The sequence below is a fragment of the Bacillus cereus group sp. MYBK139-1 genome, assembly GCF_051916915.1.
GTDB lineage: Bacteria > Bacillota > Bacilli > Bacillales > Bacillaceae_G > Bacillus_A > Bacillus_A pacificus.
On the sequence record NZ_JBQAHO010000002.1, the window covers coordinates 103,603 to 127,453 of the forward strand.

Genomic DNA, 23,851 nt, shown 5'->3' on the forward strand with positions numbered 1-23,851 from the left:
CGAGAAGAGAGGATGAAGATTAGAGTATGTACGTTACTGTAACAGAAGCAGCATATAAAAAGATTGTGGATACGATTCCAAATGAAGCGAAATATATAAAGTTATTTTACGATAATGAAGGTTGCGGTTGTGTAATGAGCGGAATTATCGATTTAGTAGCTGTAGCAGAAAAAGATGAGCGCGATGTGGATATTGAATCAAGCAAGTTTAGCTTTATCGCAGATCGCACAAAGCTTGTATTTATGGATGATAAGTTAACAGTTGATTGGCATGAAGGTGGAGGGACTTTTCAACTGAAGAGCCCGAGCCAATTTTATAATCCAAATATGAAGTTACATGTTCGAGTGTAGTAAAGGAAAGGTGGTTCCAAAATGTATTTTGGAACCACTTTTTTTATTGAATAAGCTGCTATTTTTGTCGTTTTTTGTTGATAAGTCGATATATTTAAAAAATCGCTGATATAATTCGAGTTGCGCTGATATATTCGAAAAATCGCCGATATAATCGGAGTTACGCTGATATATTCAGAAAATCGCCGATATAATTTCATGTACCAAAACGTTTCATACAATACAAAGGTTTTTTCACATAATGAAATGTACATATGATTGAATTTTCTGTATAATCATATTTGCGGAGGGGATACGCATGAGAAGATGGGGAATTGAATTATTAATTTTAGCAGTCGTTATTATTTGGGGGATTAATTTTACGATTGCGAAATATGGACTTTTAGAATTTACAGCAATTGAGTTTACTGCACTTCGGATGATATCGGCGGCACCGCTTATGTTACTCCTTACATTTTTTATTGAAAAGTCGGTTTATATGGAGCGCAAGGATATACCTAGATTAATTATCGTTAGCGTTGTAGGTATTGTACTGTATCAAACGTTATTTATGGAAACTGTTAAATATACATCCGCTACCAATGCCTCTTTACTCATTTCTATTTCACCTATTTTTACAACTGTATTTGCGATTATCTTAAAACAAGAAAAGTTTTCTTCTCGAAAACTTATCGGTTCGATCATTGCCTTTTGTGGTGCAGCCTTAGTTTTAGTAGCAGGGAATTCACTTGCTAGTTCCTTTTATGGAAATGGGATTGGACTCATTACATCAATATGTTGGGGGCTTTATCCTGTTTTAGCAAGTCCATTAATTAAAAAATATTCAGCGCTACGTGTTACCGCATGGTCAGCACTAGTTGGCGCGATTCCACTCTTGCTTTTAAGTGGACCATACGTATTTATAATGCCATTTCACATTACACATGGAATAACACTATTCGCTTTACTATATTCTATTTTCTTTGTAACAGTATTTGGTTTAGTGATGTGGTATGTTGGTGTACAAAAAATTGGAGCGTCACATACGATGGTATATATGTATATAACGCCACTTGTAGCTGTTTTATTTGCAGCTGTATGGGCAAATGAATATGTATCGTTTCAACAAATAATCGGTGGAATTATTATTTTCTTCGGTTTATGGTTTGTGAAATCGGAGAAAGTAAAAGTGCATTCTACTGCAGGGGAACCTATATCAAAATAGGAAAACAGATCACCTATGATCTGCTTTCCTATTTTTTTATTTTTGGTAAGAAGATGAGAAATAAGATAGCAGTAATAAGAGGAATTAAGTTTAAAAATGGAATACGGAAGAGTGTGATAAGAATAATACCCGGAAGAAGGACACCGAGGACAGCGTAGAAAATACTATGGTTTTTCGTGTACCAATACAATGAAAGTCCAATAAGTGCAGGGATAATGAGGTGAATGAGAGCCATTAAAAAATAAATCATTAGACGCCCCCTTTATTTGTGTACTTATTACATCATATCCGTATGTTCATAGATTGATATCAATTTTTTCATAAATGGACGAAAAATGTTTGGAAAAACGTCACAAATTATGAAAATATGATGTTTAAAATCTTGTATAATATTATTTTCTAAAAACATTTAAACAACATAAACATACCGTTTATGTTGTTTTTTAATTTGAGTGAAATGGGTTTAAGTAGTATGAACTTGAAAGAGGTCTTTTGTTGGATAGATAAAAATTACTGAAGAAGAGGAGAACAGCATGATTAGTATGTCGTTAAGGTCGTTTAAAATTCAATCGTATTATATACTAGGTTTTCTTTTGCTAGGCTGGATGGTAACACCGTTTTCAGCGCATTTTTTAGGTGCAGGAATTGGACTTATTGTAAGTATGTATTGCGTTTGGCTTTTAGGGAGACGAATTGAAAAGCTTGGAGATAGTATCGTAAAGAAAACGAAAGCACCGACGCTCGGTATGTTTAATCGTTTTGCGGCTGCTATTTTGGGCGCTATTATTATGTACGAAATTGAGCACCATATGGTTATGTGGGCATTTGCAGTAGGGATTATGGGCGGTTATTTTTTAATCGTCGTTAACTTAGGTTATTATAGTATGAAAGATGAGAAAGAATTAACGAAGAGCTGAAAAACTAAAAAGAAGCGGTCAGGGCCTGTTTTAACCCCATGCGATGTGAAACGAGAGAGATGTAGTGATAGGGATATAATATATATGCTCGAAGCCGTAATTTGTATGTGTAAAAATGAATTTACCCTGGAATAAGGGATCCAGCGATGAATAGTACAATAGGAAGCGAAACTTTTCATAAAATACAGGTTTCTGCTTCCAATAAGTTAACATAAAATCACGTAATAGTATGACCTTTATGTTCTTTAAAAAAGTTGGATATAATACAAAAAACTATTCCGGTAATTAGAATAATATATTTTATTGTTTCGCTTGTATGCTCAAATACATTAACGTTAAGCATTACAAGTCCCCAAAACATTTGAATCGCTCCGTAACTGAATAAAATTTTTCCTGTACGAGAAAAATTTTTCATAGACCTCCCCCTTTCCTGTATATGTAAATTGTATCATAAAAAAATAAAAAACGAATGATTATAGAATGAATTTTCTGTGATTTATCGAGAGAAATCATAGATGAAGAGAGAAGATATAGAAAGAAGCTTACGTAAAAAACGTAAGCTTCTTTTTTATGTAAGTGTGTGTAACCGTTAAGCCGCATTGGGTTTTGTCGGTGAGTACGCGAAACTTTACGGTTATACGACACTTATTCATATGAGTAAAGGGTGATTCCAACAGAAAGTTAGCACTTAAGCGATTGGGCCGCCTAAGTTAATAATGTCTTCAGATACGCTGTCGAACTTTTTGAAGTTAGCTTTGAATTCATTTGCAAGTTCGATTGCTTTTGCTTTGTAAGCAGCTTTATCAGCCCAAGTTTGTTCAGGCATTAACACTTCGTCAGGTACACCTGGTACGTGAAGTGGAACTTCAAGACCGAAGATGTCATGTTTAGCTGTTTCAGTTTTCGCAAGTTCACCGTTTAATGCTGCTTGAATCATTGCACGAGTGTAACCTAAGTTCATACGTTTACCAACGCCGTATTCGCCACCAGTCCAGCCAGTGTTTACTAAGAATACTTTCGCATCGTGTTTCTCGATTTTTTCACCAAGCATTTCAGCATAGCGAGATGCATCAAGTGGTAAGAATGGTGAACCGAAGCAAGTTGAGAATGTTGCTTGCGGAGATGTAACACCGCGCTCTGTTCCTGCTAGTTTACTAGTGTAACCACTTAAGAAGTGGTACATAGCTTGTTCTTTTGATAACTTACTGATTGGAGGCAATACGCCAGATGCATCAGCAGTTAAGAAGATAATTGTATTTGGGTGTCCTGCAACACTTGGCAGTACGATATTGTCGATCGCATGCATAGGGTATGCAGCACGAGTATTTTCTGTTAAAGTAGTATCGTTATAGTCTGCGATACGCGTTTGGTCATTAATGATAACGTTTTCTAAAACGGATCCAAATGTGATTGCATCGAAAATTTGTGGTTCTTTCTCGTGAGAAAGGTTTACACATTTCGCGTAGCAACCGCCTTCAATATTGAATACACCGTTATCAGACCAACCGTGCTCATCATCACCGATTAATTTACGGTTTGGATCAGCAGATAATGTTGTTTTACCTGTTCCAGATAAACCGAAGAATAGTGCTACGTCGCCTTCTTCACCTACGTTTGCAGAGCAATGCATAGAAAGGATATCTTGTTCAGGTAATAAGAAGTTCATAATAGAGAAGATTGATTTTTTCATTTCTCCAGCGTATTCTGTACCGCCAATTAGTACGATACGTTTTTCGAATGAAACCATAATGAATGCTTCAGAGTTTGTACCGTCAACAGCTGGATCAGCTTTGAAATTCGGTGCAGAAACAATTGTGAACTCTGATTCATGAGTTGTTAATTCTTCTTCAGTTGGACGAATGAATAATTGATGTACAAATAGATTGTGCCATGCATATTCATTAATAACTTGAATTGGTAGGCGGTAATTGCGGTCAGCGCCTGCAAATCCTTTGAAGACGAATAACTCTTCTTTCTCTTTTAAGTATTCTAAAACTTTCGTATATAATTTATTAAAATGTTCTTCAGAAATCGGTTGGTTCACTGCTCCCCAAGCAATTTTGTCAGCAACCGATGCTTCTTTCACAATAAATTTATCTTTAGGAGAACGTCCTGTATATTTTCCAGTTGAAGCAGAAACGGCACCAGTCGAAGTTAATTTCCCTTCATTTCGCATTAATACTTTTTCCACTAATTGCGGAACACTTAGTTGAATCTGTGCATTGCTTCCGTTCAATAATTCGTGTAAACCAATTTGGACATTCACAGTACTCATATTTATATACCATCCTTTTCATTTAATGAAATATTTCTCGTAATCCCCAACAAGAGTATAACACAATTATATAAATAATGTATACTATTTATTTCTTTTTGTTTGTGTGAATGCATTATTTCCTTATTAATATTTCATTTCAGGCGCACTGAGAAAAACTTTCAGGAAAATGTGAATATTAATTGACAAATGAATATCATTTCTTTAGTATAGGTTGGGACGGATACTCTCTTATCCCGAGCTGGCGGAGGGACAGGCCCGATGAAGCCCAGCAACCTCACTTGTATTGGTAAACACAAGTGAATAGGTGCTAAAACCTGTGCGAGGCTACAGGTCTCGAACGATAAGAGCGAAGGGCAAAAAGCAGTATGCAAGTAGCAAATTAAACCTTTCCTCTCTATTATGTAGGAAAGGTTTTTCTGTATGCTTGTGTGGGAGAATAAATGTATGTCGCAATCTGTGGCAAATTAAGGATGAGTTCCGTACAATATATACAATTACTGTAGGGAGGTTTACCACATGACAAAAAAACGTCATCTGTTCACATCTGAGTCTGTAACTGAAGGACATCCAGATAAAATTTGTGACCAAATTTCTGATTCAATTTTAGATGCGATCTTATCAAAAGACGCAAATGCACGTGTAGCTTGTGAAACAACTGTAACAACTGGTTTAGTATTGGTAGCGGGGGAAATTACGACTTCTACTTACGTAGATATTCCAAAAATCGTTCGTGAAACAATTCAAGGCATTGGTTACACACGCGCAAAATACGGATTCGATGCAGAAACTTGTGCAGTTTTAACATCTATCGATGAGCAATCTGCTGACATCGCTATGGGTGTTGACCAAGCGCTAGAAGCACGCGAAGGTCAAATGACTGACGCTGAGATTGAGGCAATTGGTGCAGGAGACCAAGGTTTAATGTTTGGTTTCGCATGTAATGAAACACAAGAGTTAATGCCACTTCCAATCTCGCTTGCTCACAAATTAGCTCGCCGTTTAACTGAAGTACGTAAAGATGATACATTATCATACCTACGTCCGGATGGAAAAACGCAAGTTACAGTTGAGTATGATGAAAATGGTAAACCAGTACGTGTTGATACTATCGTAATTTCTACACAACATCACCCAGATGTTACATGGGAAGAAATCGATCGCGACTTAAAAGAGCACGTAATTAAAGCTGTAGTACCAGCAGAATTAATCGATGGAGAAACAAAATTCTTCATTAACCCAACTGGCCGCTTCGTAATTGGTGGACCACAAGGTGATGCTGGTTTAACAGGACGTAAAATCATCGTTGATACTTACGGTGGATACGCTCGCCACGGTGGCGGTGCATTCTCTGGTAAAGATGCAACAAAAGTTGACCGTTCTGCAGCATATGCAGCTCGTTATGTTGCGAAAAACATCGTAGCAGCTGGTCTTGCTGAAAAAGCAGAAGTACAACTTGCATACGCAATCGGTGTAGCACAACCAGTATCAATTTCAGTTGATACATTCGGCACTGGTAAAGTATCTGAAGACGTACTAGTAGAACTAGTTCGTAACAACTTCGATCTTCGCCCAGCTGGTATTATTAAAATGCTAGACTTACGTCGCCCAATTTACAAACAAACAGCAGCTTACGGCCACTTCGGACGTACTGATGTAGATCTATCATGGGAACGTACAGACAAAGCTGCAGCTTTAAAAGAGCAAGCTGGTCTATAATATATGAAAAAAAGCTTTGCGCGGTGAGCGCAAAGCTTTTTTTATTTATAATTACGTTGGAATAAAGCGAAGAGTTCAATGTCATGCCAAGTGCCGTTGCGAAATATAGCTTCTTTACAAGTTCCTTCATGTTGAAAACCGAGTGATTTATATAATTTAATTGCTCTATCGTTAAAAGAAAATACTCGTAAAGAAAGGCGATGTAAATTTAATTCTAAAAATGCATAATTCAATAATAAGGTGAAAGCTTCCTTCCCATAACCTTGCCCCCAGTAATCCTTTTTACCAATATCAATAATGCATTCAGCGTTTCGATTATACGAATCAATATGAATTAAAGAAGTAATACCAATTGGAAGGTTCGTAGCTTTTTCTTCAATGATATAGCTCTTAGAGTTTGGAGAATGAATAAATTGCTGGCAAAGTTTTTCTGTATCTTGTAAGGAATATTTATCAAGGTTAAGTGTAGTTGAACTCATAACGTCTATATCATTATGCCATTTATAATACGTTAGAATATCATCTTCAGAAAACTTTCGTAACTGGATACGGTTTGATTCAAACAATGTAAACACCCCTTTTGTATTTACTGGTCTTTGTTCATTATCCCAACACACGAGCTACAATAAACTTGTCCTTCTAATTCAATATATTTTTTCATATTCGTCATGCCATTCGCCGGAAATGGCATATGAATCCACGCTTTTTCATACGTTTGTATTTCTTTCCCGCATGATTTACAAAGGATTGGTTTCTTCTTGAACATATATAATCAACCTTTCATTTGACGTGCTTTACCTGCGCAAAAGGCACTGCTTATTAAAAATAGTGTCGCAAATATAATGCTCACCAATGTCGCGTATGGGATTGCTCCTTTTAAGGAAAAGCCGACTGTGATTGAAGCGATGAATAAGAGGATGAATGTTGTTGTTAATTTTTTATAAAGTTCCATAATATGTAGACCTCCGATTTATTTGGTAGTGCAATTTTAAAAACTGAATTTTAATCTGTAGAAAATACCAAAAAGTTAAAGGTTAGCTAACGATGTGAAGTCTAGGGGGACAAGAAAGGATGTTTTCATTTTCCTTTTTGTGGGTTAGTATACTTAGATTGTATCATGGTGCATTATTGGTTTCATACATAATTGTGTAAAGATATGTATGATAAAATGAAGAAAAGTTTTTAAGAAAGGAAAGATAAAAAATGAGCGTAACCGAACATAAAAAACAAGCGCCAAAAGAAGTGCGTTGTAAGATCGTGACGATTTCCGATACACGTACAGAAGAGACAGATAAGAGCGGACAACTATTACATGAATTGTTAAAAGAAGCAGGCCATACAGTGACATCTTATGAAATTGTAAAAGATGATAAAGAAAGTATTCAGCAAGCAGTTTTAGATGGTTATCATAGAGAAGATGTAGATGTTGTATTAACAAATGGCGGTACTGGCATTACGAAACGCGATGTGACGATTGAAGCAGTATCAGCGTTATTACATAAAGAAATTGTTGGATTTGGTGAGTTGTTCCGCATGATTAGTTATTTAGAAGATATCGGAAGCAGCGCAATGTTAAGTAGAGCGATTGGTGGTACAATTGGGCGCAAAGTAGTCTTCTCGATGCCAGGATCTAGCGGCGCAGTTCGTCTTGCGATGAATAAATTAATTTTACCAGAATTAGGTCATATTACATTTGAGTTGCATCGCCAATGAGTAAGTGGGCTGGAATTGTATTAGCGGGCGGTATGTCGAGTAGATTCGGTGAGCCGAAAGCATTAGCAAGCTGGCAAGGTAGTACGTTTATTGAGCATATTTTGAAATTGATGACAAGTGCGCTCCAAGAAGTTGTAGTCATTAGTCACTCCGATATAAAAGAGCGAGTAGAGCAACTCGTACAAGTTCCTGTTATAGAAGATATTCCGCATTATAAAGGAAACGGCCCACTTGCTGGAATTGTATCAGGAATGGAATACATAGAAGCAGATTGGTACGCTATTATGCCATGTGATGCGCCAAATGTTTCGCATGAGTGGTTTACCATTTTATTAGAGCAAACAAGCAATGAATATGATGCGATTGTACCTATTATTAATGGAAGAAAACAACCGTTACTTGCAGCGTACCATAACCGCGTGAAAGAAAAGATTTATGCTTTGCTTCAAGAAGAAAAAAGAAGTATGGGTCAGCTTTTATCACAATGTAATGTGAAATATATTGCTGGTGAAGATGTACAAGCGCATGCAGATTGGTTTATAAATGTGAATACGAAAGAAGAATATGTGCAGGCTCAAAAAGACCTTTCAAATGAATGAAAGGTTTTTTTGTATACAGAAATTGGGGAACAATTACTGTATAAAGGTATGTGAGTAAGTTGATTTTAAGGGGAATTCTTAAAATCACTATACAGTTAAAACACTGTATAACCATATATTAATTTTTATGGGTTTTTATTACAAGTCTGTTTAGTTATGTTTATTTTTGTTATAATGAATATAGGAATAAATTGATATTTAACCTTGTGTATTATTTACCCGATTTTAATGGGCAGTAAGACCCCCACCTCAAAATTCAGGAAAAGCAAAGAAGTTAGGTGGGGGATCAACTGCCCATAAAAGTCCGATTGGTTCAACTAATAATCAGTGGGGGATGAAGAAAACCCCCACTGATTAAAGTTTCACTTTATTTAAGTAAAGTTTACAACTGTGTAATAAACTCCCTTCGTTTTTTGAAGGGAGTTTTTCTATTTAAGCAAGTAACTCTGATTCGTTATGCTGAAGGACTTCTTCATATTGGTTAAGCAAGCCACGAAAGATCTCATCCCAGCTTTTTGATTTCGCATAAGATGAAGCTGCTATTCCCATCTGCTCCAGTTTTTCTTCATTTTGTAATAAAGAATAAATGGATGATAGAAATGCGTCCTCATTTTTGGGCGGACAAAGAACTCCCGTTTTTCCATCTGTAATAATATTTTTAACCCCGCCACTATTTGCACCGATGACAGGTGTGCCGCATGCAAGCGATTCAAGTACGACATTTCCGAATGTTTCAGTAGCTGATGGAAATACCATGATGTTAGAACAAGCATAGGCTTCAGCTAAATCCACGCCTTGTAAATAGCCAGTAAACGTGACATTTGTTTTCGGAACATCTTCACGAAGACTTGTTGCTAGAGGACCGTCTCCTGCTATAAGCCAATGAATGTCGCTTCGAGTATGTGCAGATTTAACGATAAGATTTTGCAACGTATCAATATCTTTCTCAGGAGCAATCCGTCCAACATAGGAAAGGACGTACTTCGCTGTAATATTATATTTTTTTCGGAATAGGTCTGTATTGTAAGCTGGATGAAAGAGATTGCAATCTACACCACGTCCCCATATGGAGAGGGCCTGAAAGCCTTTATGTTTTAATTGATGTAATGTTTCAGGAGAGGGTACGAAATTTTTTTGCATATGACTATGAAACCATTTTAAATAGTTCCAAAGCATATTGGAGAGAAATTCGATTTTGTAATAGCGTAAATAAGCATCGAAATCAGTATGATAAGAACCGACAACTGGTATGTTTAACTTTTTTGCATAATATAATCCACAAAGTCCCATGTTGAAAGGTGTAGCAATGTGAATCATGTCAGGTTTAAAGGAAAGAAGTTCTCGTTTAATGCGTGGAGTAGGAAAAGAAAAGCGACATTCTGGATATAATATTGTTAACGGGATACTTCTCATCTTGTTGACATTCGCTACGAAATTATCTTCAGCTGTATGCTGAGGAGCGAAAACAGAATAGGCGATTTTTTCTTTCTGAAAATATCGTGTTAACCGCTCTAACGTTTTCGCAACCCCGTTCACTTGTGGCGTAAAAGTATCGGTAAAAATGGCGACTCTCATCATATCACTCCTTTATGTGAAAAGTGGGATGAATTGATAAAAAGAGATGATGCCAGAGCAAGTGCCGAGGCACATACCGACGAATACATCAGACGGATAGTGAAGCCCTAAATAAATGCGCGAAATACCAACGCATAATGCTAACGGTAATAGGAAAATAAGTAAGCTTGGATTATAGCAAATAAATGGAATAAAGACAGAGAAAACAGCTGTTGTGTGACCAGACGGGAAAGAGTGGTCTTGTAATGGATGGACTGGATATTTTGCATCTTGAATTGTTAAATAAGGACGTTTTCGTGGATACCATCTTTTTAATATTTGCACAGGGACATGGCTAATTGCTAACGAAATAGCAGTTGCAATTGCAGCTTGGTGCAAAGTTCCATCTGCGAAAATTAAAAAGAACAGTGTGAGTGCGATGGAGAAAGTCGCGCCGCCGATATGAGTAATATTGCTGAAAAAGACGTTTAACGTTTTTTGATCAAAGTATCGGTTAATTCCTTTGAAAATGTAACATTCTATTTTATACAGTCCACTGACCTTCATGAAAATTCTCCTCCCTCGTTTACATATATATGGAGATATTAGCTTTTATTTTAATAAGATTTTGTTGAGGGAGTAATAATGTTTTGTAAAGAAAAAGTTAGATTTTATATAAAAAAGCTGCCAGTGTTATGGCAGCGGTAAAATCATTTTTGTAGTGATTTATAATATTGACCTTTTTCAACGTATTGCGTGCGAATTCGCTCCATGTCTTTACGGTCTTCCTCTGTTAATTCACGAACGACTTTCGCTGGACGACCGAAAGCTAATGTGTTTGGCGGGATTTTCTTTCCTTGTGAAACGAGGCTTCCAGCACCGATAAAGGCTCCTTCGCCAATTTCAGCACCATCTAATATAATAGATCCCATTCCAATTAAAGCATCTTTTTTAATATGACAGCTATGTAAAATAACTTGATGCCCAACTGTAACGTCATCTTCTAAAATAAGAGGATACTGTGGGCTTTGGTGGAGTGTACATTGATCTTGTACATTTACCCGGTCTCCGATGATTGTTGGTGAAACATCGCCGCGTATGACTGTATTAAACCAAATACTTGATTCCTCGCCAACGGAAACATCACCTGTAATGGTAACGTAGTCAGCGATAAAAGCACTACTCGCAATTTTCGGATTTTTTTCTTTATAAGGATATATCATGTAAAGCCTTCCTTTCCTAGAGACTAGTTTCAGTGTATCAAATTATGAAAAAGAGTGAAATGGAGGAGGTTCGTATGTGGAATTACGAAGCGGAGGAAGCAAAGGCTGTAATAGTTATTGTACACGGAGCGATGGAATATCACGGACGTTATGAAGCCGTTGCGGAAATGTGGAATCATAACGGTTACCACGTCGTGATGGGAGACCTTCCGTCACATGGAACGACTTCAAGAAATAGAGGACATATTGATTCATTTGATGAATACATAGAGGAAGTTAAATTATGGGTGAAAGAGGCAAGAAAGTATAGGTTACCTATTTTTATATTCGGTCATAGTATGGGTGGTCTTATCGTTATTCGTATGATGCAAGAAACGAAGAGAGAAGATGTAGACGGTATTATTTTAAGTTCGCCATGTTTAGGCGTATTAGCTGGACCTTCTGCACCGCTGCAAGCTGCCTCAAAAATATTAAATATTATCGCACCAAAATTGCAATTTGCAACGAATCTTACAGTGGAAATGTCAACTCGTAATCATGAAGTGAGAGATGCAATGGAGAATGATTCATTGTTCTTGCGCAAAGTATCAGTACGTTGGTATAGTGAATTGATTAAGTCTATTGAAATTGCTCATAAGAAAATAGATGATTTTCCAGACGTTCCACTCTTGCTAATGCAAGCATGTGAGGATAAACTTGTAGATAAAACACGTGTCCGTACTTGGTTTGATAATGTTAAAATAAGTGATAAGGCTTTTAAAGAATGGCCGAATTGTTATCATGAGTTATTAAATGAGTATGAGCGTGATGAAATTTTGAATTATATTCAGTCATTTACTGAAATACGCATCAATAACATAATAGAAACAAATAAGTAAATTATTTGTACATTGAATAGAGGAGATGAAGGAAGAAGTGAACGTACCGAGTAATCCCATAACGCTCATGGCGAAAGTATACCGTGATGTGTTTCCGGTTGTACACCATGAGCTAGCGATGTGGAAAGAGCGTGCCTACCATATTCCGAATGATGAGCTTCATAGTCAGGCAATCGCAAGTATTGAGCATAAAACGTTTCATTGCGAGGGCGGTGGCATTTTAGCGCTATTAGCAAATGAACACCGAGAGGAATGTATTCGTTTTATCGTAGCGTATCAAACGATCAGCGACTATTTAGATAATTTATGTGATCGCAGTACATCACTTGATCCAAATGATTTTGCCGCGTTGCATGAATCTATGTTAATGGCATTATCACCTGAAGTAGAAGGTGGCGGTAATTATTATCGCTATCGTGATGATCAAGATGATGGTGGTTATTTAGACGAACTTGTTGAAACATGCCAAGATGTTTTAAAGAAAACGAAGCACTATGACAAAATTGCTCCTATTCTTCATGAACTTGCTTGTTATTATTGTGATTTGCAAATTCATAAACATGTAAAATTAGAAGAAAGAGAACCACGATTACAAACATGGTTTGAAGCGCATAAAGAAAATTTACCGGAGATGAGTTGGTTTGAATTTTCAGCATGTGCCGGTTCTACACTTGGAATCTTCTGTCTTGTCGCATATGCCTTTCATGATGAATTACATGATGAGGATATTGCGAAAATTAGACAAGGATACTTCCCTTACGTACAAGGACTTCATATTTTACTTGATTATTTCATTGATCAGGAAGAAGACCGTATAGGTGGAGATTTAAATTTCTGTAGTTATTACGAAAACGAGCAAGTGATATTAGATCGTATGAAACATTTTGTAGAAGAAGCAGAGAAGAGCATTGGTGACTTGCCTCATGCGAAGTTTCATCGCCTTATAAGCCGAGGATTACTTGGTATTTATTTATCAGATCAAAAAGTATCAGCACAAAAGAATATGCACAAAATGGCACGGCGCATTGTAAAATACGGGGGCCTCACTTCACGATTCTTCTATTGGAACGGGAAGATGTACCGAAAGAAAACAGCGCAGTGATGAAGAAAACCACTCATGTAGAGTGGTTTTTTGTTATAATATGGTAAAGGTGGTGGCGAAATGAAGCAATTGTTTCAAAAGCTAATAGTAGATATTGTTTTTTTAATAAGTGGTAGAAAAAAAGAAAATAGTAAATAAAAAGCATTTGTACACGGTAGTACAAATGCTTTTTCATTATGAGCGTATTTTTGAAAATACATATATAAGAAGTTCAATCGCAAAAATAACTAATACAGATAGTCCAAATAAAGGCATGACAGCGCCTAGTATAACCATCATGATAAAGAAAACGATTATGCTTTTCTTATCTCTTTGCTTTGGCGGTGCTGCTAATTTTCCTTTCGGTTTTCTTGCTAACCACATTTTTATTCCGTAATAAATAAGAAGTAATAAAGATAATGTCGTTAGTAAGCATAATATTTTATTGGGCCATCCGAATAAATGACCTTCGTGAAGCGGGATACCATAAGTGAACCATTGTGCAAATAAGCCATAATCACGATAGTCTGTTTTGGAAATGAGTTCTCCGCTATATTGATCAAAGTAAGCTGTTATTTCTTCATTTGGTGCCACATCCATGCCCGTAATACCAGAACCGCTTGATTTCGAAACGGTGAATACCCCTTTCGGATCAGTTGGTAGTGAGATAACGTATGGCTTCTTTATTTCAATTCCTTTTTGTAATGTATCAACTGAAACTGCTTTCGGTTCATTTGAATTCGATTCAGGAGGTGCTTCTTTTCTAGTTGCCCACGGCAATTCTTTTACCTTCGATTCAGGCGGTGCCATATACAATTTCGGATATCCGAGTGATTCATTTGACGATGCAATTTTATAAATTTGGTTACCCATAAATCCTGACCATGGCAATCCAGATGCAACTAACAAAACGAGAGGAATTGTAAATATAATACCGATAATAGAATGACGCCGTTTTGCTTTTTCTCGCTTATTGGATGCCGGTGTGTTTTTTAATTGGCGTATACTCATGTACAACCCAGTTACAATTAAGAAGATTGTCCAACATGCCGCAAGTTCTACAGTATAGTTAACGACAGTGCCACCAACTAAAAGAGAACTATGTAATTCCCTCATAATATTGGCAAACGTTTCACTTGCGTTTTGATCCCCAACAATTTGATTATTATTATCTAAATACACATATTTTTGTTGCCCAGTATACTCATTTGCAATCGTAAGTCTCGTATTATAATCCCCATCAAACTCACTAATTTTCGCCACACTATAATGTGGATATTTTTTCTCTGTTAAGGAAATAGAATCAGCCATTGAAATAGATTCTGTTTGAGCACTCTTCCCAAAATATAAATCTTTATAGATGAAATCCTCAACCTCTTCCCGAAATAAATACCCAATTCCGCTTAGTGACAACGTAATAAGAAGCGGCGTAATAAAAAGCCCAGCATAAAAATGCCAACGCCAAAAAATGTAATGAAGCGAACGATTTACTTTCATACTTTCAGTTCCCCTAACCTTCCCTATATGAATAACTACTTATTTAATATAGCGAGATTAAGTGTGATTACTTTGAAAGAATTGTGAAGAAAGTTAAAAGTTTGTGGGATTTTTATTAAACATAAAACACATTTCAGAAGGAGTGTTTTCTATGTTTATGAAGATTTCTTTATATTTGATAAATACATCCTAACAACCGCCTCAGCAAGACATTTAGCAGAATCAATAAAATCCTCACTTGCCACCACATTCAAATCGGTACATGCGATAATTGCCGTATCAACTTCCTCTCTCAATTGTAAAACGAGCGCATTCCACAATTCGCGAGCTTCTTCAACCTCCCCAGATTTAATATAAGTAATGATTTGATTAATCATTTCCTGCCATTTTTCATCATGAATGTACTGTATATCACGTTTTGTAATCCCATCTTGATAAATCCCAGCTTGAACAGTTGCTTCTGTTGCAAGAAGAGCGACTCTTTTTACGTTTTTAGGAATTGCTTGTAACGTTTCATCGACTATATTTAAAATCGGGATAGAAAGAGATTGCTGTAATTCTTCAAAATAAAGATGCGCTGTATTACACGGCATAGCGATAAATTCTACGCCAGTACTTTCGAGTTTTTGTGCCCCTTCAATAATCGCTTTTTTCATCGCTTCGTGATCAATAGGGCGATCCATATAAAATGGTGTTGGGCACGAATAAATCATCATATGAGGAAAGTCCATATCATGCTTTGCTCCGTATATTGTTTGGCACTTTGCTACAACTGTATCGACGAATGGCCCAGTTGATTTTGGTCCCATTCCTGCTAGTATTCCGATCATTGTTTCGTCTCCTTTAATATGTAATTAAAAACGTTTTTTGCGAACGATAAACAGAAACAAGGTAAATAATAAAAATGAATATACGATAGCCCAAGCTGTGAGCCATAGCGTGTGAGTCAGTATATTATATTTGTATTGTCCAAGCATGAGAAAGCTTTCGACAGGTGGTAAAAACCATAGTAACTCTTTTTTAAACCGGATAGATGCGATCGTTATAAGTAATATGAATGTAAGGCTAAGCCAAGCGGTGCTTGCTTTTGGAATCATATTTCTAGTAAATAAAGATGCGATTGAAATTCCAAGTATAGAGAAAGACATATGAGCGAGAAATCCGACTAGAAATAAAGAAACTGTCATTTCTTCATTAAACATTTGCAAAATAATTGGGTAGATTACGGATATAAAAGATAAAACAGTACAAATGAGAAGAGCCGTAATATATTTCCCTACATATAGTGCGGAAATATTATTTGTGTGAGAAATCGTAATTTGTTCTTGTACAGGATCTTCGGTATGAAAAATTGTGAGTGTAATCCAGGCAGATAATAAATAAAGTGCGAGTGCTGTTTCTAAATATGTCGGTACAATAGGAGTCGGTTTATATGCATATACAAAAAGTAAGCTCATGAAGTACATCGCAATAGGAGGGACGTACTTATACGATTTTGTATAGTCGAGAAAGTGATAACGAATAAGAGCAAACATAATAAACCTTCTTTCGATTTAAAAGTTAGGTTGTAGCAGTGTGATAGATGCTTTTTTATGTAATAAAAACTGAAGTATGTCATTTGTATATTCTTTTTCGATGTGCAATTGAATAAAGTTTTGATTTGAATTGTGTGCAACGTGTATAAAACCGGATTGTTTTTGTAGTTCTATCGCTGAAAATGTTTCGTGAACAATTGCTTCAATATAGACTTGTTCTGCTCCTTTTTGTGCAGAGATATTTTCTGTGATTGTATGATTTGCTAACGTCACAATTCTATCAGCGAAGTTTTCTAATAGTTGTTTTTCGTGACATGTAAATAACACGGATATACCTTGTTGTTTTAATGAGAGTAAAATATGTTCTAGTTCTTGCTGAGAGTTAGAATCGAGTCCAGAAAGCGGTTCGTCTAAAATTAATAAATGTACGTCCGTAAGTAATGCTTGCATAATGCCTGTTTTTTGTTTCATACCTTTTGAAAAGTTTTGTACAACGGAATGCCTTGCATGAAGTAAATGAAACTTTTCAAGGAGCATCGGAATTTTATCTTTTACATATTTTGTTGATAAACCGTGAATGCGACCGAGATGATATAGATAATCTTCTAATGTAAAACGAATCCCTTCAGGAAAATGTTCAGGTACATAACCGATTTGTATATGTTCTTTCCTTTGAATTGTCCCTGCCGTATGTGAAATAAAGCCTGCAATTATTTTGAGTAGAGTACTTTTTCCAGTCCCGTTCCCGCCAACAATGGCGAGTGCTTCTCCTTCTGGAATGGATAAATCAATGTTGTCTAGTATAAGTGATTTGCCATACTTCTTTTGAATTCCCCTTAGTTCTACTAGCAAAGTTCTATCCTCCTATACAGTGTATATATCCATTATATAGGAGAATAACAAAAAGACGTGCAATAAGTGCACGTCTTTTTTTGTTATGTTTTGTCGATAAGTCGATATAGTGTGTCGAATCGTCGATATATTCGGAGTTACGATAGATATAATTGAAAAATCGTCGATATATTTATCGCTTCTCAATCGCCACAATAAATGGCGGGTTATTTTGTTGGTTAATGAAGCCGTAGCGCAGTACGTGTGCTTGTTTTTGGTCTAATTCTTCGGCAAATTTGAGAACAGCGTCGCGTTCTACTTGTCCTTCTGGATGTCCGTGGTAAATAACAAGGACGATGATACCTTCAGGTGCCATTACTTCTAATAGTTGTTCGATTGCCGAAATTGTTGAGTTCGGTTTTGTAACGATATGCTTGTCTCCGCCTGGAAGATAACCTAAGTTGAAAATTGCGCCTGTTACTTTTCCTTTTGCATCTTCTGGTAGTACGGATAGAAGTGTATCGTGACTATCGTGAACTAAAACAGTGCGTTCGAAAAGTTCTTTTTCTTTTAGACGAGTTGTTGAGCTTTCAATTGCCTCTTTTTGAATATCAAATCCAAATACTTTTCCGTTATCTCCAACGATTTCAGCTAGGAAGCAAGTGTCATGTCCGTTTCCTAAAGTTGCATCTACAGCATAATCGCCTTCTTTTACTGCCGTTTGCAAGAGAGTGCGAGCAAACGGTAATACACGTTCTAATTTCATTTTTGTTTCTCCTCATTTGCATATTTTCCTTGCCAGCTTCCGCGGCGTACAAATTCTGCATCGATGGAATTTAATACTTCCCATTTATTTAAGCTCCACATTGGACCAATCATTAAATCCGGTGGACCGTCACCTGTGATACGGTGCACAATTATGTCTTCTGGAATCATTTCAAGCTGGTCAACAACGAGACTTACGTAATCTTTAAGAGAAAGGAATTCTAGTTGTCCTTTTTCATATTGCTTCACCATTGGCGTTCCTTTTAATAAATGAAGTAAATGAATTTTAATTCCTTGTACATCAAGCTTCGCTACTTCACGAGCTGTTTCCATCATCATGTCGTAATCTTCAAGAGGAAGACCGTTAATAATATGAGAACAAACTCGAATGCCGTGCTTACGCAATTTATTTACGCCTTCAACGTAAGAAGGATAATCGTGAGCACGATTAATAAGATTTGCAGTACGTTCATGAACAGTTTGTAATCCGAGTTCAACCCAAAGATATGTGCGTTTATTTAAGTCCGCTAAATATTCAACGACATCGTCTGGTAAACAATCTGGACGAGTTGCGATAGAAAGACCGACAACGTCTTTTTCAGCTAGAAGCGGTTCGAATTTTTCTTTTAATACGTCAAGTGGTGCATGTGTATTTGTGTAAGCCTGAAAATAAGCGATACATTTTCCATCTTTCCACTTTGAGCGCATTTTTTCTTTCATTTCATGATATTGCGTTATAACATCATCGCGGCGATCGCCAGCGAAGTCACCAGATCCAGCAGCACTGCAAAATGTACAACCGCCATAAGCAACTGTACCGTCACGGTTCGGACAATCGAAGCCAGCATCTAATGAAACTTTAAAGATTTTTTCACCAAATTCATTTCGTAAATGGTAATTCCACGTATGATAACGTTTATTGTCGTTTGTATATGGAAAAGGGTTTTGAACCTTCATTACTTTCCCTCCTAAGCCGAGTCAAAATGAAACAAAATCCATTATAACATACTCATAAGGTTCATATGGAAGGGACACACTAAAGGGGAATTGAAGCAAGGAGGGACAATTATGGCAGAGCGTCAATCACTTGAATCGTATATTACACAAGCGGAACAAGCGGTGAAATATGCGAAAGAACAACTAAATCTTGGTATGAGACAAGAGCATTATAATACGATGGAGTATTCGGATGCGCAGTTACAATTAGAACAAGCATATAACGATTTACAAACGATGCAACAACATGCAAATGATGAGCAACGTGAGCAATTAAATAGAGCACGTATGGCAATTCGCCAATTGCAACATCAAATGATTATTACACCGCACTAATAAGGAGTGAATGTAATGGCGAAACGTTCAGATCAAAATAATCCAGAACAAAAAACGCAAAATGGACATAACGCTGAGTTTTCAAATGAACTTGATCCAGTTGTTCAAGTGAAACAGCGCAACAGTAAAAAAGGACAACCTCAAAAATCGAAACAATCAGAGTAAACCAGGTCGCAATATGACCTGGTTTTATTTTGCTATATGACAATAATGTAAGATTTCTGTAAGGTTTGTCGATAGTTGTAAGACTACATTTCCAGTAGAGTAGGGGAGGATTAACTTTTGGACAAGGAGTTGCTATATGGGGAACAATATGACAAACAAACGAATTGATGAGTTAGATTACATTCGTGGCTTCGCATTACTGGGGATTATTTTAGTAAATATTCTTGCACTACTTAACATTAAAATCCCAGATCCTAATACAGTAGATGCGAGTTATCAAAGATTTCTATACTTATTTGTAGAAGGGCGTTTCTTCTCAATCTTCTCATTCTTATTTGGAGTGGGATTCTATATCTTTATCTCTAGAGCAATTGCAAAGGGGAAAAATGGATATGTTTTATTTTTCCGCCGCTTAGTTGCACTATTTATTTTCGGTTTGATTCATCAAATGTTTCAGCCTGGGGAAGCACTAGCGTTATACGCAATTTGCGGGTTAATCGTTTTACCATTTTATAAGGCGAAAAAACAAGTGAACTTAGTCATTGGTCTTATTTTGACAATAGCTTTTAGTGTAATGGGAGTTAAAGAATTATTACCACTTGGCTTAATTTTATTAGGGCTTGCTGCAGGACAATATCGTGTATTTGAAAATCTTACGCAGAACATAAAGAAAGTCGCTATTTTTACAGGTATTATGTTTGTTTTAAGCGTAATAGCTGTATGGTATCAATATGGGCACGTTCCTGCTGAACCATTTATAAATGGGATAGTGGAAATTGAAGATGGAACAGTGGATGCTGCAAGCCAATTTTTAAAAATTGGTATTACAGTTGGACCAATTATTTCAGCTTTCTATGTTGGAGCATTAATTTTACTACTTCAATTAAAACCAGTTCAAACATTGTTAGCGCCACTGAAATATTATGGTCGTATGGCTTTAACGAATTATATCGGTCAAACTGCAATGATTTTAATCGCAGGAAGTGTATTTAACTTTGAAGGTAACTTAACGTACATGCAGACGTTATATGTATGTATCGCAATTTATGCAATTCAAATTGTGTATAGTGTGATTTGGATGAAAATCTTTAAAATGGGTCCATTAGAATGGATTTGGCGTGTTATTACGTATTGGACGGTAACACCTTTAAAGAAATAAAGAGAGAAGTGGGCTGTTCCTTTTGTGGAACAGCTTATTTTTATTGTCATTTTTCGTCGATAAGTCGATATATTTTGAAAATCGCCGATATAATTTCATTTACCAATTCAATATGTTAATAGTATTAATAGCCAAGCTTACAAGTACACCTTTGTTATATTACAAAAGTGTAAGGTAAATGTAATGTTAACAAATAGCAGTTCGCCTCTAAAAAGCGCAAAATAGGTAATGGAAAAACAAGCGTAGGAGGATATATATGACGAAACCAGTTGTAGACGTGAAAAACGTTCAAAAAGTGTACGGTAAAAAAGGTGAGAATCAATCGCACGCATTAAAAGGTGTATCATTCTCAATTCAAGAGGGTGAGTTTGTTGGGATTATGGGACCATCTGGTTCTGGTAAAACGACATTATTAAATGTAATTTCAACGCTTGATAAAGCAACGGGCGGCGTTGTTGAAATTGCGGGAACGGATATTACGAAAATGAAGCAAGGTGAGCTTTCGGATTTCCGTTCACAAAAATTAGGATTCATCTTCCAAGACTTTAACTTATTAGAGAATTTATCTATTTACGAAAACATTGCACTTCCACTTTCTCTTCAAGGTGTCTCGTCACGAAATATTGGGCCAAAAGTAGAAAAGGTAGCAGATATGTTAGGCATTTCAGCAATTCTTCAAAAGTATCCATCTGAAGTATCTGGTGGACAGAAACAACGTTCAGCAGCGGCGCGCGCACTTGTGCATGAACCTGCAATTATTTTAGGGGACGAGCCAACAGGAGCGCTTGATTCTAAAAATGCAACGAGTTTACTTGATGCGATGACAAACTTAAATAAAGATCAAGGTGTATCTATTATGATGGTTACACATGATCCGTACAGTGCAAGTTACTGTCAGCGTATTTTATTTATTCAAGATGGTGAGCTATATAAAGAAATTCATCGCGGTGGTACGCGTGAAGAGTTCTACAAAGAAATTTTAGATGTACTTGCAGACTTAGGTACACAAAAAGCGTAAGAAAGGAGGCTCCAGTATGTTATTTAAACTTTCCATGTCAGGACTGAAAAGTAAGCTGAAAGATTACATCGTCTTACTTGTCGGCCTTGTCATGTCGATTTCAATTTTTTATATGTTTCAAACGTTAGCTCTAAATAAAGCGTTTATTGAATCTAACTCGGTTATTCAATCAATTGGATTTGTATTCCAGGCAGGTTCATTTTTACTTGCTATTATAACGTTCTTCTATATTTTATATGCGAACTCTTTCTTATTATCTCTTCGTCAAAAAGAGTTTGGTATGTATATGATGTTAGGAGCAAAAAAGCATAAAGTTACATTACTTATGTTTATCGAAACGATCGTATTAGGCGCTGCATCTCTTGCGATTGGTATTACAGTAGGTGTAGGACTTGCAGAAGGTATCGGTCAGTTATTAATGAAACAATTAGAATTTGCAGGTGAAGGTTATAAAGCATTTTATCTGCCATCTATGACTGTTACTTGTATCTTCTTCTTTGCACTATTTGTATTGTCAGCAATTATGAATAGTATTAAGTTATCACGTATTTCTGTATTGCAACTTGTACATGCAGATGCACAAACAGAACGTGTTGCGGTAAAAGGAAAAATGACAGGTGTAGTTGCATTCCTTGCGGTTATTTTATTAGGTATTGGATATGCATCGATGATAAATATGGAAACGTTAAGAGAAATGGGAATCCTTATTGCATTAATTACAACAACAGCTGGTACTTACATGCTATTTGGCTCACTTCTTCCAGTCATTATTAAAAAGTTAAAAAGTAATAAAAAGCGTAGTGAAAAGGGACTTAACGCTTTTACATTTGCACAATTAAACTTCCGTATTAATAGTTTAACAAAGGTACTTGCAACAGTAGCAATGTTAGTTGCGCTTGGAGCCGGTGCAATTTCAGGTGGTATGGCATTTAAAAATAACGTTATAAAAACGGTTGATGGATTTGAAATTTATGATTCGATTATTCATAATCCTACAGCTGAAGAGAAGAAAATTTTAGATGGTATATCATTTAAAAATAAAACTGAGTATCGTTATAAAGTAGACGACAAATATATTTATTATGTAAAAGAAGATTTAGAGAAACATAAACCATTTATTCGAGATGGTGTAGGTAAGGCAAGTTTCGGTAAATATAAAGAAGTTTCAGGAGAAGCTCCAGTAGGTACAGTAGCAGGAGCAGTGCAAGATCAAAATGAAAAAGCAATGCCTGAAGAATGGGAAGAGGCATTTAGAACAATTCAACCATACTATATATACAAAGATCATGCCGTTAAAATTGTAGATCAAAAAATGTACGATACTGTAAACGGTAAAGAAGGAATTGTATTTACTGGAAAAACAGATGATTTTGTAGCATACACAAAAGAATGGAAAAAACTTGACGAGTTGCAGCTAGATAAATATAAAAATGTAAAAGCTGAACAAATGAATAGTAAATATCAAATGTATGACATGTTCTACGGAGTTGCGAGTGGAACAGTATTTATGGGATTCTTCCTTGGAATTGCATTCTTAGCAATGATGGCAAGCTGCCTAATGTTTAAAATTCTTTCTGGTGCATCAAAAGATATTACACGTTATCAAATGCTTCGTAAAATCGGTGTGCGCCGTGAATTATTAACGAAATCCATTTATAAAGAGTTATTCTTAGTCTTCTTATTCCCAGCGATTGTAGGTATCGCTCACGTATTAGTTGGTATGAATATTTTCGGATTTATTTTAGTTGATCCGTACTTCCGTATTTGGGTACCAATCGTAATTTTCGTAGTTATTTATGCGATTTATTACTTCATTACAGTTCAATTGTATAAAGGAATTGTTCTTCCGAAAGAAGATTAATAATAAAAACCGAGCAAAAACGCTCGGTTTTTATTATTTTCAGAAAAAACACTTCAATGTTACTGAAATATATAATATAATGTAAGTAAGTAACATAATATAAAAGTAGAAGCAGCTGGAAAATGAAAGGAGGAATCCGATCTGTAGAAAGAGGCTGAACTTGTATCCCCCCTAT

The 23,851-nt window shown here is 36.2% G+C and carries 28 protein-coding genes and 1 riboswitch; of the genes, 13 read left to right on the top strand and 15 right to left on the bottom strand.

Annotated elements, in window-relative coordinates; all coding sequences use genetic code 11:
• Positions 1-26: 26 nt before the first annotated feature.
• Complete coding sequence (locus ACTFRS_RS11595; protein ID WP_000289576.1) at positions 27-350, top strand: iron-sulfur cluster biosynthesis family protein; 324 nt, start codon at positions 27-29, stop codon at positions 348-350.
• 298 nt (positions 351-648) lie between these two features.
• A complete protein-coding gene (locus ACTFRS_RS11600) occupies positions 649-1,554 on the top strand; it encodes a DMT family transporter (RefSeq protein ID WP_001255401.1) in 906 nt (301 codons plus the stop codon).
• Between the two features lie 28 nt (positions 1,555-1,582).
• Here ACTFRS_RS11600 and ACTFRS_RS11605 read toward each other — a convergent pair whose 3' ends face one another.
• Positions 1,583-1,804, bottom strand: a complete 222-nt coding sequence (locus tag ACTFRS_RS11605; protein WP_000639042.1) for a hypothetical protein — start codon at positions 1,802-1,804, stop codon at positions 1,583-1,585.
• Between the two features lie 283 nt (positions 1,805-2,087).
• On the opposite strand from ACTFRS_RS11605, the gene ACTFRS_RS11610 reads away from it, so the two are divergent.
• Positions 2,088-2,471: an ATP synthase subunit I gene (locus ACTFRS_RS11610; RefSeq protein WP_000624921.1), complete on the top strand. Its 384-nt coding sequence runs from the start codon at positions 2,088-2,090 to the stop codon at positions 2,469-2,471.
• Between the two features lie 217 nt (positions 2,472-2,688).
• Here ACTFRS_RS11610 and ACTFRS_RS11615 read toward each other — a convergent pair whose 3' ends face one another.
• Both ACTFRS_RS11615 and pckA read right to left on the bottom strand, forming a co-directional pair.
• Positions 2,689-2,886, bottom strand: a complete 198-nt coding sequence (locus tag ACTFRS_RS11615) for a hypothetical protein (protein ID WP_242294568.1) — start codon at positions 2,884-2,886, stop codon at positions 2,689-2,691.
• Positions 2,887-3,159: 273 nt separating this feature from the next.
• On the bottom strand, positions 3,160-4,746 hold the full coding sequence (gene pckA / locus ACTFRS_RS11620) for a phosphoenolpyruvate carboxykinase (ATP) (protein WP_000108802.1): 1,587 nt from the start codon (positions 4,744-4,746) through the stop codon (positions 3,160-3,162).
• A 228-nt stretch (positions 4,747-4,974) separates the two neighbouring features.
• Positions 4,975-5,096: riboswitch (SAM riboswitch) on the top strand.
• 169 nt (positions 5,097-5,265) lie between these two features.
• On the opposite strand from pckA, the gene metK reads away from it, so the two are divergent.
• A complete protein-coding gene (gene metK, locus ACTFRS_RS11625) occupies positions 5,266-6,465 on the top strand; it encodes a methionine adenosyltransferase (RefSeq protein ID WP_000163115.1) in 1,200 nt (399 codons plus the stop codon).
• A gap of 41 nt (positions 6,466-6,506) precedes the next feature.
• On the opposite strand, the gene ACTFRS_RS11630 is transcribed toward metK, so the two are convergent.
• Genes ACTFRS_RS11630 through ACTFRS_RS11640 form a run of 3 tightly spaced genes read right to left on the bottom strand, consistent with a single transcriptional unit; the run spans position 6,507 to position 7,417 of the window.
• Positions 6,507-7,031 (bottom strand): GNAT family N-acetyltransferase, encoded by a 525-nt coding sequence (locus ACTFRS_RS11630; protein WP_087954022.1) that lies wholly within the window; start codon positions 7,029-7,031, stop codon positions 6,507-6,509.
• Positions 7,032-7,051: 20 nt separating this feature from the next.
• A complete protein-coding gene (locus ACTFRS_RS11635) occupies positions 7,052-7,231 on the bottom strand; it encodes a hypothetical protein (RefSeq protein WP_139869795.1) in 180 nt (59 codons plus the stop codon).
• Positions 7,232-7,237: 6 nt separating this feature from the next.
• Positions 7,238-7,417 (bottom strand): hypothetical protein, encoded by a 180-nt coding sequence (locus ACTFRS_RS11640; RefSeq protein WP_073530106.1) that lies wholly within the window; start codon positions 7,415-7,417, stop codon positions 7,238-7,240.
• 251 nt (positions 7,418-7,668) lie between these two features.
• On the opposite strand from ACTFRS_RS11640, the gene ACTFRS_RS11645 reads away from it, so the two are divergent.
• Together ACTFRS_RS11645 and ACTFRS_RS11650 are read left to right on the top strand one after the other, a co-directional pair.
• Complete coding sequence (locus tag ACTFRS_RS11645; protein ID WP_000117138.1) at positions 7,669-8,178, top strand: MogA/MoaB family molybdenum cofactor biosynthesis protein; 510 nt, start codon at positions 7,669-7,671, stop codon at positions 8,176-8,178.
• A complete protein-coding gene (locus tag ACTFRS_RS11650; RefSeq protein ID WP_242294566.1) occupies positions 8,175-8,777 on the top strand; it encodes a molybdenum cofactor guanylyltransferase in 603 nt (200 codons plus the stop codon). The genes ACTFRS_RS11645 and ACTFRS_RS11650 overlap by 4 nt, the downstream gene beginning before the upstream one ends.
• Before the next feature lie 432 nt (positions 8,778-9,209).
• Here ACTFRS_RS11650 and ACTFRS_RS11655 read toward each other — a convergent pair whose 3' ends face one another.
• From ACTFRS_RS11655 to ACTFRS_RS11665, 3 genes are all read right to left on the bottom strand, one after another.
• Positions 9,210-10,352, bottom strand: coding sequence for a glycosyltransferase family 4 protein (locus ACTFRS_RS11655; RefSeq protein ID WP_139869797.1), 1,143 nt, complete (start codon positions 10,350-10,352; stop codon positions 9,210-9,212).
• Positions 10,353-10,364: 12 nt separating this feature from the next.
• The gene (locus ACTFRS_RS11660) at positions 10,365-10,898 is read right to left on the bottom strand and encodes a phosphatase PAP2 family protein (RefSeq protein ID WP_016718724.1); all 534 of its coding nucleotides are present in this window, start codon (positions 10,896-10,898) and stop codon (positions 10,365-10,367) included.
• Positions 10,899-11,041: 143 nt separating this feature from the next.
• The gene (locus ACTFRS_RS11665; RefSeq protein ID WP_000640209.1) at positions 11,042-11,554 is read right to left on the bottom strand and encodes a gamma carbonic anhydrase; all 513 of its coding nucleotides are present in this window, start codon (positions 11,552-11,554) and stop codon (positions 11,042-11,044) included.
• A 74-nt stretch (positions 11,555-11,628) separates the two neighbouring features.
• On the opposite strand from ACTFRS_RS11665, the gene ACTFRS_RS11670 reads away from it, so the two are divergent.
• Complete coding sequence (locus tag ACTFRS_RS11670) at positions 11,629-12,432, top strand: alpha/beta hydrolase (RefSeq protein ID WP_000267430.1); 804 nt, start codon at positions 11,629-11,631, stop codon at positions 12,430-12,432.
• Positions 12,433-12,469: 37 nt separating this feature from the next.
• Positions 12,470-13,534, top strand: coding sequence for a tetraprenyl-beta-curcumene synthase family protein (locus ACTFRS_RS11675; RefSeq protein WP_001102457.1), 1,065 nt, complete (start codon positions 12,470-12,472; stop codon positions 13,532-13,534).
• A 174-nt stretch (positions 13,535-13,708) separates the two neighbouring features.
• Here ACTFRS_RS11675 and ACTFRS_RS11680 read toward each other — a convergent pair whose 3' ends face one another.
• The 6 genes from ACTFRS_RS11680 to ACTFRS_RS11705 all read right to left on the bottom strand — a co-directional run bounded on the left by ACTFRS_RS11680 (position 13,709) and on the right by ACTFRS_RS11705 (position 19,098).
• Positions 13,709-15,010 carry a PepSY-associated TM helix domain-containing protein gene (locus tag ACTFRS_RS11680; protein ID WP_242294565.1) on the bottom strand — a complete coding sequence of 434 codons (1,302 nt, stop codon included), beginning with the start codon at positions 15,008-15,010 and terminating at the stop codon, positions 13,709-13,711.
• Between the two features lie 155 nt (positions 15,011-15,165).
• Positions 15,166-15,840: an aspartate/glutamate racemase family protein gene (locus ACTFRS_RS11685; RefSeq protein WP_139869799.1), complete on the bottom strand. Its 675-nt coding sequence runs from the start codon at positions 15,838-15,840 to the stop codon at positions 15,166-15,168.
• Between the two features lie 24 nt (positions 15,841-15,864).
• Complete coding sequence (locus tag ACTFRS_RS11690) at positions 15,865-16,545, bottom strand: ABC transporter permease (RefSeq protein ID WP_139869800.1); 681 nt, start codon at positions 16,543-16,545, stop codon at positions 15,865-15,867.
• 18 nt (positions 16,546-16,563) lie between these two features.
• On the bottom strand, positions 16,564-17,397 hold the full coding sequence (locus tag ACTFRS_RS11695; RefSeq protein ID WP_139869801.1) for an ABC transporter ATP-binding protein: 834 nt from the start codon (positions 17,395-17,397) through the stop codon (positions 16,564-16,566).
• A 172-nt stretch (positions 17,398-17,569) separates the two neighbouring features.
• Positions 17,570-18,142, bottom strand: a complete 573-nt coding sequence (locus tag ACTFRS_RS11700) for a class I SAM-dependent methyltransferase (RefSeq protein WP_000764489.1) — start codon at positions 18,140-18,142, stop codon at positions 17,570-17,572.
• Positions 18,139-19,098: a TIGR01212 family radical SAM protein gene (locus tag ACTFRS_RS11705; RefSeq protein ID WP_139869803.1), complete on the bottom strand. Its 960-nt coding sequence runs from the start codon at positions 19,096-19,098 to the stop codon at positions 18,139-18,141. The genes ACTFRS_RS11700 and ACTFRS_RS11705 overlap by 4 nt, the downstream gene beginning before the upstream one ends.
• 111 nt (positions 19,099-19,209) lie before the next feature.
• On the opposite strand from ACTFRS_RS11705, the gene ACTFRS_RS11710 reads away from it, so the two are divergent.
• From ACTFRS_RS11710 to ACTFRS_RS11730, 5 genes are all read left to right on the top strand, one after another.
• Positions 19,210-19,473 (top strand): YtzC family protein, encoded by a 264-nt coding sequence (locus tag ACTFRS_RS11710; protein ID WP_440025350.1) that lies wholly within the window; start codon positions 19,210-19,212, stop codon positions 19,471-19,473.
• A gap of 15 nt (positions 19,474-19,488) precedes the next feature.
• Entirely contained in the window at positions 19,489-19,638 is a 150-nt protein-coding gene (locus tag ACTFRS_RS11715; protein WP_001129344.1) for a hypothetical protein, read from the top strand.
• A 136-nt stretch (positions 19,639-19,774) separates the two neighbouring features.
• Positions 19,775-20,797 (top strand): DUF418 domain-containing protein, encoded by a 1,023-nt coding sequence (locus tag ACTFRS_RS11720; RefSeq protein ID WP_242294564.1) that lies wholly within the window; start codon positions 19,775-19,777, stop codon positions 20,795-20,797.
• A 256-nt stretch (positions 20,798-21,053) separates the two neighbouring features.
• Positions 21,054-21,815, top strand: coding sequence for an ABC transporter ATP-binding protein (locus ACTFRS_RS11725; RefSeq protein WP_000165846.1), 762 nt, complete (start codon positions 21,054-21,056; stop codon positions 21,813-21,815).
• Between the two features lie 16 nt (positions 21,816-21,831).
• Positions 21,832-23,676, top strand: coding sequence for an FtsX-like permease family protein (locus ACTFRS_RS11730; RefSeq protein WP_242294563.1), 1,845 nt, complete (start codon positions 21,832-21,834; stop codon positions 23,674-23,676).
• Positions 23,677-23,851: the final 175 nt, after the last annotated feature.

Excerpts from the sequence above, each read along its gene's own strand:
- ACTFRS_RS11595 (WP_000289576.1), top strand. The coding sequence starts at position 27 with ATGTACGTTACTGTAACAGAAGCAGCATATAAAAAGATTGTGGATACG.
- ACTFRS_RS11600 (WP_001255401.1), top strand. The coding sequence starts at position 649 with ATGAGAAGATGGGGAATTGAATTATTAATTTTAGCAGTCGTTATTATT.
- ACTFRS_RS11605 (WP_000639042.1), bottom strand. The coding sequence starts at position 1,804 with ATGATTTATTTTTTAATGGCTCTCATTCACCTCATTATCCCTGCACTT.
- ACTFRS_RS11610 (WP_000624921.1), top strand. The coding sequence starts at position 2,088 with ATGATTAGTATGTCGTTAAGGTCGTTTAAAATTCAATCGTATTATATA.
- ACTFRS_RS11615 (WP_242294568.1), bottom strand. The coding sequence starts at position 2,886 with ATGAAAAATTTTTCTCGTACAGGAAAAATTTTATTCAGTTACGGAGCG.
- pckA (WP_000108802.1), bottom strand. The coding sequence starts at position 4,746 with ATGAGTACTGTGAATGTCCAAATTGGTTTACACGAATTATTGAACGGA.
- metK (WP_000163115.1), top strand. The coding sequence starts at position 5,266 with ATGACAAAAAAACGTCATCTGTTCACATCTGAGTCTGTAACTGAAGGA.
- ACTFRS_RS11635 (WP_139869795.1), bottom strand. The coding sequence starts at position 7,231 with ATGTTCAAGAAGAAACCAATCCTTTGTAAATCATGCGGGAAAGAAATA.
- ACTFRS_RS11640 (WP_073530106.1), bottom strand. The coding sequence starts at position 7,417 with ATGGAACTTTATAAAAAATTAACAACAACATTCATCCTCTTATTCATC.
- ACTFRS_RS11645 (WP_000117138.1), top strand. The coding sequence starts at position 7,669 with ATGAGCGTAACCGAACATAAAAAACAAGCGCCAAAAGAAGTGCGTTGT.
- ACTFRS_RS11650 (WP_242294566.1), top strand. The coding sequence starts at position 8,175 with ATGAGTAAGTGGGCTGGAATTGTATTAGCGGGCGGTATGTCGAGTAGA.
- ACTFRS_RS11655 (WP_139869797.1), bottom strand. The coding sequence starts at position 10,352 with ATGAGAGTCGCCATTTTTACCGATACTTTTACGCCACAAGTGAACGGG.
- ACTFRS_RS11660 (WP_016718724.1), bottom strand. The coding sequence starts at position 10,898 with ATGAAGGTCAGTGGACTGTATAAAATAGAATGTTACATTTTCAAAGGA.
- ACTFRS_RS11665 (WP_000640209.1), bottom strand. The coding sequence starts at position 11,554 with ATGATATATCCTTATAAAGAAAAAAATCCGAAAATTGCGAGTAGTGCT.
- ACTFRS_RS11670 (WP_000267430.1), top strand. The coding sequence starts at position 11,629 with ATGTGGAATTACGAAGCGGAGGAAGCAAAGGCTGTAATAGTTATTGTA.
- ACTFRS_RS11680 (WP_242294565.1), bottom strand. The coding sequence starts at position 15,010 with ATGAAAGTAAATCGTTCGCTTCATTACATTTTTTGGCGTTGGCATTTT.
- ACTFRS_RS11685 (WP_139869799.1), bottom strand. The coding sequence starts at position 15,840 with ATGATCGGAATACTAGCAGGAATGGGACCAAAATCAACTGGGCCATTC.
- ACTFRS_RS11690 (WP_139869800.1), bottom strand. The coding sequence starts at position 16,545 with ATGTTTGCTCTTATTCGTTATCACTTTCTCGACTATACAAAATCGTAT.
- ACTFRS_RS11700 (WP_000764489.1), bottom strand. The coding sequence starts at position 18,142 with ATGAAATTAGAACGTGTATTACCGTTTGCTCGCACTCTCTTGCAAACG.
- ACTFRS_RS11705 (WP_139869803.1), bottom strand. The coding sequence starts at position 19,098 with ATGAAGGTTCAAAACCCTTTTCCATATACAAACGACAATAAACGTTAT.
- ACTFRS_RS11710 (WP_440025350.1), top strand. The coding sequence starts at position 19,210 with ATGGCAGAGCGTCAATCACTTGAATCGTATATTACACAAGCGGAACAA.
- ACTFRS_RS11715 (WP_001129344.1), top strand. The coding sequence starts at position 19,489 with ATGGCGAAACGTTCAGATCAAAATAATCCAGAACAAAAAACGCAAAAT.
- ACTFRS_RS11720 (WP_242294564.1), top strand. The coding sequence starts at position 19,775 with ATGGGGAACAATATGACAAACAAACGAATTGATGAGTTAGATTACATT.
- ACTFRS_RS11725 (WP_000165846.1), top strand. The coding sequence starts at position 21,054 with ATGACGAAACCAGTTGTAGACGTGAAAAACGTTCAAAAAGTGTACGGT.
- ACTFRS_RS11730 (WP_242294563.1), top strand. The coding sequence starts at position 21,832 with ATGTTATTTAAACTTTCCATGTCAGGACTGAAAAGTAAGCTGAAAGAT.